Here is an 8,972-nt window from a genome sequence, read left to right as displayed (position 1 = left end):
GGTTCCCGGTGGCGGAGCAGCTGGTCCGGGTGGCGGTGGCGTACGGCTTCGACGGCTGGTTCGTCAACGCCGAGACGGACGGCGGGGACAGCGCCCTCGCCACCCGCATGCGGGAGTTCCTGCGGGCGCTGCGGGCGGCGGGCGCGCCGCACGGGCTGCGCATCACCTGGTACGACGCGATGAACGTCACCGGCCGGGTCGGCTGGCAGGGCGCCCTGAACGCGCTCAACCAGGAGTTCTTCGAGGACCGTTCGGGCCGGGTCGCCGACACGGTGTTCGTGGACTTCCGCTGGACGGCGCGCACCCTCGCCGCCTCCGGCGCCCTCGCCGGCCGGCTCGGCCGCAGCCGCCACGAACTGTGGGCGGCGGTGGACGTGGAGTCGAAGGGCTGGGACTCCGCCGTCGACTGGGACGCCATCGTCCCGCCCGACCGCGACCACGTGGTCAGCCTCGGCCTCTACCGGCCGGAGTGGACCCGCAACCACCTCGCCGACCGCTCCCCCGGCGCGTTCCACCGCGCCGACGACCGGTTCTGGACGGGCGAGTCCGGGGACCCGTCCCGGCCCGCGCCGCAGGCCCCCTGGCGGGCCCCGGCCGCGTTCACCGCGGACCGCTCCACCGTCGCCGGTCTGCCGTTCGGCTGCTCCTTCAACACCGGGCACGGGCTGCGCTGGTACGAGGACGGCGCGGTCACCTCCGAGGAGCCGTGGAACCACCTGGCGCTCCAGGACCGGCTCCCGGGCCGGCGCTGGGTGGTGGACACCGCGGGGGCGCGCCCCTCGGTGACCCTGGACTTCGCGGACGCCTGGCGCGGGGGCTCCAGCCTGCTGGTGGCGGGCGCGCTCACCGCCCCGGCGGCCGTGGCCCTGCACTCCACGCGCCTGCCCCTGACCGGCTCGGCGGTCGCGGAGCTGGTCCACACGAGCGGCGCCGCCGGGCCGGTGGCCGTGGAGCTCGGCGTCGCCGTCCGCGAGCCGTCCGCCCCGGGCGCGCCGGTGCCGTACACCTGGCTGCCGGCCGGGACGGCGGGCCCCGGCCAGGGCTGGCGGACCTCCCGCGTGCCCCTCGCGCGCCTGGCCGGGAGGACCGCGTACGCCCTTGCCGTACGGATCACCGCGCCCGGGAAGGCGGCGGTGTCCTGGCGGCTCGGCGCCCTGACGGTACGCGACGCCTCCGCGCGGCGGCCCCCGTCCCCGCCCTCGCACCTGAGGGTGGAGGCCGTCTCCGGTCAGGGCGACGGCCGTGCCGAGCTCCGCCTGCGCTGGGACCGGGCGGGCGGGCCGGTCCGGCACTACGAGCTCCACCGCCTCCTCCCCGACGGCACCCGCCGCTTCCTGGCCGGCACCTGCGCGGCCGCCCTCCACGTCCCCCTGGTCGTCCGCGCGGGCGGGGAGCGGGCGGCCGTCTTCGAGCTCCGGACGCTGGACGAGACGTACACCGCCTCCGCCCCGGCCCGCACCGAGCTCCCCTGGCCCTGAGCCCTGGGCCTAGGGTCTGTCGTCAAACTCCCGTCTGCCCCGCGCCGCCTGGCACGCGCTCTCGCCGCACCGGGCGAAAGCCAAGTACGTCCAGTACGCGGGCTTCCGCCCGGCGCACCGAGAGCACGCACCAGACGCCGCGGGGCCGCCCTCCGGGCGACGACGGAGTTTGACGACAGACCCTAGCCGTCCTGCGGGTCGGTGCGGGGCACGGCCACCGTCACGCGCAGCCCGTGCGGCGGGTTCGTCTCGTAGGAGAGGGATCCGCCGCCCGAGGCGAGCAGGGCGCGGGAGATCGACAGGCCGAGACCGGAGCCCTTGACGTTCTGGTGGCGGCCGCTGCGCCAGAAGCGGTCGCCGACGCGCAGCAGCTCCTCCTCGGTCAGGCCGGGTCCCCGGTCGGCGACGACGACGAGCGCGCTGCGTCCCTCGGCGGAGACCGACACCTCGACCTCCTCCCCGGCGGGGGTGAACTTCAGGGCGTTGTCGATGACGGCGTCGAGGGCGCTGGACAGGGCGATGGGGTCGGCCCAGCCGGTGACGGCGCTGCGGCCCGCCTCGGTGAGCCGTACGCCCTTCTCCTCGGCGTAGGGGCGCCAGGCGGCCACCCGTTCGGCGGCGAGCTCGCCGATGTCGGTGAGGCTGATCTCGGCGGAGGCGTGTTCGGCCAGCGCCAGGTCCAGCAGGTCGTCCAGGACCTGGGCGAGGCGTTTGCCCTCGGTGCGCACGGAGGCGATCTCCTCGTTGCCCTCGGGGAGTTCGAGGGCGAGGAGCTCGATGCGCAGGAGCAGCGCGGCGAGCGGATTGCGCAGCTGGTGGGAGGCGTCCGCGACGAACGCCCGCTGCTGCTCCAGTACCTCTTCGACGTTGTCGGCCATCTCGTTGAACGACCGGGCCAGGCGTCTGAGTTCCGGCGGGCCGCTCGCGGCGGCGACGCGGGAGTTCATCCGTCCGGTGGCGATGCCGTGGGCGGCGGCGTCCAGGGTCCGTACGGGCTTGAGCACCCAGCTCGTCAGGCGCAGGGCGGCACCGAAGGCGACCAGCATGGCGGCGGCGAGCCCGGCGGCGATGATCGCCCACCCGCGCAGGGTCCGGGCGCGCATCTGGTCGGTGGGTGATTCGGTGGCGACGACGGCGACGACGTCGCCGTCGAGGACGACCGGGGAGACGACGAGGAGCTTCCCGCTGGTCTGCCAGGGCCAGACCTGGCCGGGGTCGTGGCTGCGCCGGCCGGCGAGGGCCTCCTCGAAGGCGCGCCGCCCCTCACCGGACTCGGGCAGCTGCCACCAGCCGGGGGCGCGGACCATGGCGTTGTCGTCGCGGTAGAAGATGCCGACGCGGATGCCGTACAGCTCGTGGTAGCGGGCGAGTTCGAGCTGGAGGGTGTTGCGGCGCTCGTCGGCGCCGGTGGCTCCGGAGCCCTCGGCGTCGACGACGAACTGGGCGAGGGCCGCGAAGCGGGCGCTGTCGTCGATGCGGTCGACCACCACCCGCTGCTGCTGGGCGGCGGCCAGGCTGACGGCGAGCGGGAGTCCGAGCGCGATCAGGACGCCCGCCATCAGGACGACCAGGAGCGGGAGCAGCCGGGTGCGCACGGCGGGACCCGCTAGGGGACGGCCGGGGTGACGAGCCGGTAGCCCACCCCGCGGACGGTCTCGATGAGCGCGGGCATGCCGAGCTTGGAGCGCAGCGAGGCGACGTGGACCTCGAGGGTGCGGCCGGTGCCCTCCCAGCTGGTGCGCCACACCTCGCTGATGATCTGCTCGCGGCGGAAGACGACGCCGGGCCGCTGTGCGAGCAGGGCCAGCAGGTCGAACTCCTTGCGGGTGAGCGGTACGTCGGTGCCGTTCACGGTGACGCGGCGGGTGGGCAGCTCCACGGCGACGGGGCCGAGCCGGACCGTGCCGGGGGCGGTCTCGGGGGTGGCGGCGCCCTCGTCGGTGGCTCCGGTGCGCCGGGCCACGGCGTGGATGCGGGCGAGGAGTTCCCCGGTGTCGTACGGCTTGACCACGTAGTCGTCGGCGCCCATGTTCAGGCCGTGGATGCGCGAGCGGACGTCACCGCGGGCGGTGACCATGATGACGGGCGTCGAGGTGCGCTTGCGGATCTTGCCGCAGACCTCGTAGCCGTCCTGGTCGGGCAGGCCCAGGTCCAGGAGGACCACGCCGAAGGGCTTGGCCCCGGCCGGCAGCAGCGCCTGGAGGGCCTCCTCGCCGTTGCGGGCGTGGGTCACCCGGAAGCCGTGCCGGGCGAGGATCGCCGACAGGGCGGCGGCGACGTGGTCGTCGTCCTCGACGAGCAGCAGCCTCATGGCGTCCCCCTTCCCGATTCTTCCGCTTCAGCTTGCGTACACATGGTCACCATGCATCCACGCCCATGGGAGAGTCCCACGTCAAGAGGGTCCCGGTCCGGCGCGTCTTCCGTTATGCACCCGGTACGAGTACATCGCACCCTTCGTGGGTACCGGGTACGGAGCGTATCGGCGCGAGGCCGTTTCGTTATGCTCAATTCTCCCTCAGATGTGATGACGGTGTGCTCACCTCGTCACTACATTCCTCCCAACCGACGGAGGACGGAGCAAGAAGCCGATGAGCGGAGTATCAGTGACCAAGGACGTGGAGGATGCGGCCGGTGCCGCCGACGACCTGGTCGTACTGAGCAACGTCAACAAGCACTTCGGCGCGCTGCACGTGCTTCAGGACATCGATCTGAGCATTGCCCGCGGTGAGGTCGTCGTGGTGATCGGGCCCTCGGGCTCGGGCAAGTCGACGCTGTGCCGGACCATCAACCGGCTGGAGACCATCGACTCGGGCAGCATCACGCTGGACGGGAAGCCCCTTCCGGCCGAGGGCAGGGAACTGGCCCGGCTGCGCGCGGACGTGGGCATGGTGTTCCAGTCGTTCAACCTGTTCGCACACAAGACGGTGCTGCAGAACGTGATGCTGGGTCAGCTCAAGGTCCGCAAGACGGACCAGGCGACGGCCCTGGAGAAGGCGAAGGCCCTGCTGGACCGGGTGGGCGTCGGCGCACAGGCCGACAAGTACCCGGCGCAGCTGTCCGGTGGCCAGCAGCAGCGCGTGGCGATCGCCCGGGCGCTGGCCATGGACCCGAAGGTGATGCTCTTCGACGAGCCCACCTCGGCGCTGGACCCGGAGATGATCAACGAGGTGCTGGAGGTCATGCAGCAGCTCGCCCGTGAGGGCATGACGATGGTCGTCGTCACGCACGAGATGGGCTTCGCCCGTTCGGCGGCCGACCGGGTCGTGTTCATGGCGGACGGCAAGATCGTCGAACAGGCCGCTCCGGAGCAGTTCTTCAGCGCCCCGAAGAGCGACCGCGCCAAGGACTTCCTCTCGAAGATCCTGCACCACTGACGCTCTCGTCTGGTAGTGATCCGATCGACGGCCCGTGCCGTCGCCCACGACGTGTCCTGCTCGTCGTTCAACAACGTCTCACCCGAGGGAAGTTCACCATGAAGGTTCTCAAGACCGGCGCTGCTGTTGCCACGGCCGTCGTTCTCGCCCTGACGGCGACCGCCTGTGGCGGCGGCAGCAAGGACGCGGCGAGCGACGGCGGTGCCTCCGGTGGCACGAAGTCGGACAAGATCGTCATCGGCATCAAGTTCGACCAGCCGGGTCTGGGCCTCAAGACCCCGGACGGCAAGTTCGAGGGCTTCGACGTCGACGTCGCCACGTACGTGGCGAAGGAGCTCGGCTACCAGCCGGACCAGATCGAGTGGAAGCAGGCCGTCAGCGCCGAGCGCGAGAACCTGATCTCCAACGGCGACGTGAAGTTCATCGCCGCCACCTACTCGATCAACGACAAGCGCAAGGCGAAGGTCGACTTCGCCGGCCCGTACTTCCTGGCCCACCAGGACCTGCTGGTCCGCGCCGACGACTCCTCGATCACCAAGGTCGAGGACCTCAACAAGAAGAAGCTCTGCTCCGTCACGGGCTCGACCTCGGCGCAGAACATCAAGAAGGACCTGGCCAAGGACGCCGACCTCCAGGAGTTCCCGGGCTACTCCGAGTGCCTGACCGGCCTGGAGAACAAGGCCGTGGACGCGCTGACCACGGACAACTCGATCCTCGCCGGCTACGCCGCGCAGGAGAAGAACAAGGGCAAGTTCAAGCTCGTCGGCCTGAGCATGAGCAACGAGAACTACGGCATCGGTCTGAAGAAGGGCGACAAGGACCTCCAGACCAAGATCAACGCCGCCCTGAGGAAGATGGTCGCGGACGGCAGCTGGGAAGCGGCCGTCAAGAAGAACCTCGGCCCGGCCAACTACAAGAACGAGCCTGCCCCGCAGATCACCGAAGGCAGCTGATTTCCCGGTGGGGTGCGTCGCCGCCCGCCCGTCCGCGGGCGGCGGCGTACTCCACCGGCCATCCTGGGGAGAGCGCAGGGCAACGTGTTCGACTTTCTTGATTCCGGGCAGTACGACCTGCTCGGAGCCTTCTGGGTGACGGTTCAGCTCACCCTCTACTCGGCGGTGGGCTCCCTCATATGGGGCACCGTCCTGGCCGGGATGCGGGTCAGCCCGGTCCCGCTGATGCGGGCCTTCGGCACCGCGTACGTCAACCTGGTCCGCAACACCCCGCTGACCCTGTTGATCATCGGAAGCTCGCTGGGCCTCAGCCAGACCCTGAGCATCAACCTGGGCGGCGGGACCTTCAAGGAGATCGGGTTCCGGCTCGCCGTCCTCGCGCTGACCGCGTACACGGGAACCTTCGTCTGCGAGGCGCTGCGCTCGGGCATCAACACCGTGCCCGTCGGCCAGGCCGAGGCGGCCCGCGCGCTGGGTCTGAGCTTCTTCCAGGTGCTCACCCTGATCGTGCTCCCCCAGGCCTTCCGGGCGGTCATCGCACCGCTCGCCAACGTACTGATCGCGCTCACCAAGAACACCACGGTGGCCGCGGCCATCGGCGTGGCCGAAGCGGCCCTGCTGATGAAGGAAATGATCGAGAACGAGGCGGACGCGCTCTTCGCCGTCTTCGGTATCTTCGCCCTCGGCTTCTGCCTGCTGACCCTGCCCACCGGTCTGCTGCTGGGCTGGGTGGCCAAGCGAGCGGCGGTGAAGCGATGAGCTCCGTGCTGTACGACGTCCCCGGCCCCAAGGCCAAGACCCGCAACTGGATCTACACGGCCGGCTTCCTGGTCCTGTTCGCGCTCGCCGCCTGGTGGATCCTCTCCGTCATGGGGGAGAAGCACCAGCTCGACGCCGACAAGTGGACCCCCTTCGTCACCGACGGCCGGATCTGGTCCACCTACCTGATCCCCGGCCTGCTGGAGACCCTGAAGGCCGGCGCGATCGCCATGGTGATCGCCCTGCCGCTGGGCGCCCTGCTGGGCATGGGCCGGCTCTCCGACCACGCCTGGGTGCGCGTACCGGTCGGCGTGGTCGTGGAGTTCTTCCGCGCCATCCCCGTGCTGATGCTGATGATGTTCGGCTACGCCTTCTTCGTGCGGTTCATCCCCGCCGTGTCGTCCGACTTCCGGCCTGTGTACGCCGTGGTCACCGGCCTGGTCCTGTACAACGCGTCGGTCATCGCCGAGATCGTCCGGGCGGGTGTGCAGTCCCTCCCCCGCGGCCAGACCGACGCCGCCAAGGCGATCGGCATGCGCAAGGGCCAGACCATGGTCCACGTCCTCATCCCGCAGGCCGTCACCGCGATGCTGCCGGCCCTGGTCAGCCAGCTCGTGGTGATCCTCAAGGACACGGCGCTCGGCGGCTCGCTGCTCGGCCTCACGGACCTGCTGGCCGCGAACCGTCAGATCTCCGCGAACTACAGCAACACCATCGCCACCCTCGTGGTGGTCGCCCTGATCTACATCGCGGTGAACTTCGCCCTCACCTCCTTCGCCTCCTGGATGGAGGGCCGGCTGCGGAAGTCGAAGAAGAGCACCGGCACGGTGGTCGGCGTGGACGATGTCAACGACATGGCCACCGGCGCCAACTCGGCCGGCGCCTGACGGCCGGACCGCTCGAACCCGGCCGGAAGGCCGCCGGAGGGCTGACGTAGGGTCAGTCATAGTGCGTAGCCCGTGTGGTGCGGCGGAATCCTCCGCCGCACCACACAGTGCTGTCCCGGCCGGGTGTCACTTGACGCCGGAACCTCCAGTGGGTTGCATACGTTCTGTGATCACATACCGGACATCGGGAGCCGCATCATGGACCCGGTGATCGTCGTCGGCGCGGGGCCCGTCGGGCTGTCCCTGTCCCTCGCCCTGGCCGGGCACGGCGTGCCCAGCGTGCTGCTCGACGAGGGGCCCGGCAAGGACGAGCCCCGGCCCGCCCGCAGTGTCGTGCTGCACTCCGACACCGCCGCCATGGTCCACCGGCTGGGCTGTACGACCCTGCGCGACGAGGGCGCCCAGTACGCGGCCTGGCGCACCATGAAGCGCCGTCAGGAGTCCCGGCGGATCACCTTCGAGGACCACCAGCCCCCTCTGCACCTCCCGCAGCACGCCCTCGTCCGCGGGCTGCGCGCCGCCGCCACCGCGCACCCCCTGGTGCAGCTGGTCACCGGCGCCAAGCTGGACTCCTTCGAGCAGGACGACCACGGGGTCACCGCCCGTACCCGGGGCGCCGAGAGCAGCTGGTGGCGCGGCAGCCACCTGGTCGGCTGCGACGGGGCCCGCTCCACCGTGCGCAAGCTGCTCGGCATCCGCTTCCCCGGCCGGACCGCCGTCGAGCGGCACGCCGTGGCCGCCCTGCGCGCCGAACTGCCCTGGCCCGGCGAAGCGTTGCTGCACCGCAACCCCCCGTCCGGGCCCGAGGAGATCACCGCCCGGCCGCTGCCCGACGGGGTGTGGCGGCTCGACTGGCTGCTGCCCGCGCGCGGGGACCTCGTCACGCCCGACGCGCTCGTCACCCTCATCCGGGACACCCTGGCCCTCTGGTGCGGCGGCACGACTCCCCCGTACGACCTCATCGACACCGGCGTCCACACCCTCCACCACCGGCTGGCCCTGCGCTGGCGCGACGGCCGGGCCTTCCTCGTCGGGGACGCCGCGCACCTGCTCGGCGCGGTCGGCACCCAGGGCGTCGAGGAGGGGCTGCGCGACGCGGAGAACCTCGCCTGGAAGCTGGCCCTGGCCTGGCACCAGGGCGCCTCCGAGGCCCTGCTCGACAGCTACGAGGGCGAACGGCGCACCGCCGTCGCGGCCCGGCTGCGCGCGGCCGACCAGGCCGTGCCCGTACTGCGCGGCGGGGGCGGCCTGCGCACCCTGCTGCCGGGAACGGGCCGTTCCGCCGAAACCCTGCTGACCGACGGGCACCTGGGGCGCGGCCCGCTCGGCGCGCAGCCCGTGTACGCGCCGCCCGTGGCCGTACGCGAGGTGCCGACGGCGACCGAGCCGGGCGGGCCGGTGGCGAACGTGCCCGTGACCGCGCCCGACGGAGCCACCGTTCCGCTGCGCGACCTGCTGGGGCGGGGCCGGCTGCTGGTGCTGCTGGTCGCGCCGGGCACCGGGGTGTGGGACCGGCGGCAC

Annotated in this window: 8 protein-coding genes; 6 read left to right on the top strand and 2 right to left on the bottom strand. The window is 71.8% G+C overall.

Translation table 11 applies throughout. The features are described from left to right. Nucleotides 1-1,478: endo-beta-N-acetylglucosaminidase (locus SSNG_RS26355; RefSeq protein ID WP_128637160.1), on the top strand; the 1,478-nt coding region annotated here is incomplete at its 5' end. Nucleotides 1,479-1,660: 182 nt separating this feature from the next. On the opposite strand, the gene SSNG_RS26350 is transcribed toward SSNG_RS26355, so the two are convergent. Both SSNG_RS26350 and SSNG_RS26345 read right to left on the bottom strand, forming a co-directional pair. Beyond that, on the bottom strand, nt 1,661-3,073 hold the full coding sequence (locus SSNG_RS26350) for an ATP-binding protein (protein WP_007266965.1): 1,413 nt from the start codon (nt 3,071-3,073) through the stop codon (nt 1,661-1,663). 11 nt (nt 3,074-3,084) lie between these two features. Next, on the bottom strand, nt 3,085-3,789 hold the full coding sequence (locus SSNG_RS26345; RefSeq protein ID WP_007266964.1) for a response regulator transcription factor: 705 nt from the start codon (nt 3,787-3,789) through the stop codon (nt 3,085-3,087). Nucleotides 3,790-4,066: 277 nt separating this feature from the next. On the opposite strand from SSNG_RS26345, the gene SSNG_RS26340 reads away from it, so the two are divergent. From SSNG_RS26340 to SSNG_RS26320, 5 genes are all read left to right on the top strand, one after another. Then, entirely contained in the window at nt 4,067-4,852 is a 786-nt protein-coding gene (locus tag SSNG_RS26340) for an amino acid ABC transporter ATP-binding protein (RefSeq protein ID WP_042801963.1), read from the top strand. A 98-nt stretch (nt 4,853-4,950) separates the two neighbouring features. Beyond that, nucleotides 4,951-5,805 carry a glutamate ABC transporter substrate-binding protein gene (locus SSNG_RS26335; RefSeq protein ID WP_007266962.1) on the top strand — a complete coding sequence of 285 codons (855 nt, stop codon included), beginning with the start codon at nt 4,951-4,953 and terminating at the stop codon, nt 5,803-5,805. An 84-nt stretch (nt 5,806-5,889) separates the two neighbouring features. Further along, nucleotides 5,890-6,564, top strand: coding sequence for an ABC transporter permease subunit (locus SSNG_RS26330; RefSeq protein ID WP_042801961.1), 675 nt, complete (start codon nt 5,890-5,892; stop codon nt 6,562-6,564). Next, nucleotides 6,561-7,451: an amino acid ABC transporter permease gene (locus SSNG_RS26325; RefSeq protein ID WP_007266960.1), complete on the top strand. Its 891-nt coding sequence runs from the start codon at nt 6,561-6,563 to the stop codon at nt 7,449-7,451. The genes SSNG_RS26330 and SSNG_RS26325 overlap by 4 nt, the downstream gene beginning before the upstream one ends. Nucleotides 7,452-7,649: 198 nt before the next feature. Further along, the coding region (locus SSNG_RS26320; RefSeq protein ID WP_007266959.1) for an FAD-dependent monooxygenase at nt 7,650-8,972 on the top strand (1,323 nt) is incomplete at its 3' end.

Origin of the sequence: Streptomyces sp. C (genome assembly GCF_000158895.1) — a bacterium.
In the GTDB taxonomy this organism is placed as follows: domain Bacteria; phylum Actinomycetota; class Actinomycetes; order Streptomycetales; family Streptomycetaceae; genus Streptomyces; species Streptomyces racemochromogenes.
The sequence above is the reverse complement of the archived record's forward strand: the minus strand, read 5'-3'. Positions and strand labels throughout refer to the sequence as shown.

Excerpts from the sequence above, each read along its gene's own strand:
- SSNG_RS26340 (WP_042801963.1), top strand. The coding sequence starts at position 4,067 with ATGAGCGGAGTATCAGTGACCAAGGACGTGGAGGATGCGGCCGGTGCC.
- SSNG_RS26335 (WP_007266962.1), top strand. The coding sequence starts at position 4,951 with ATGAAGGTTCTCAAGACCGGCGCTGCTGTTGCCACGGCCGTCGTTCTC.
- SSNG_RS26345 (WP_007266964.1), bottom strand. The coding sequence starts at position 3,789 with ATGAGGCTGCTGCTCGTCGAGGACGACGACCACGTCGCCGCCGCCCTG.
- SSNG_RS26325 (WP_007266960.1), top strand. The coding sequence starts at position 6,561 with ATGAGCTCCGTGCTGTACGACGTCCCCGGCCCCAAGGCCAAGACCCGC.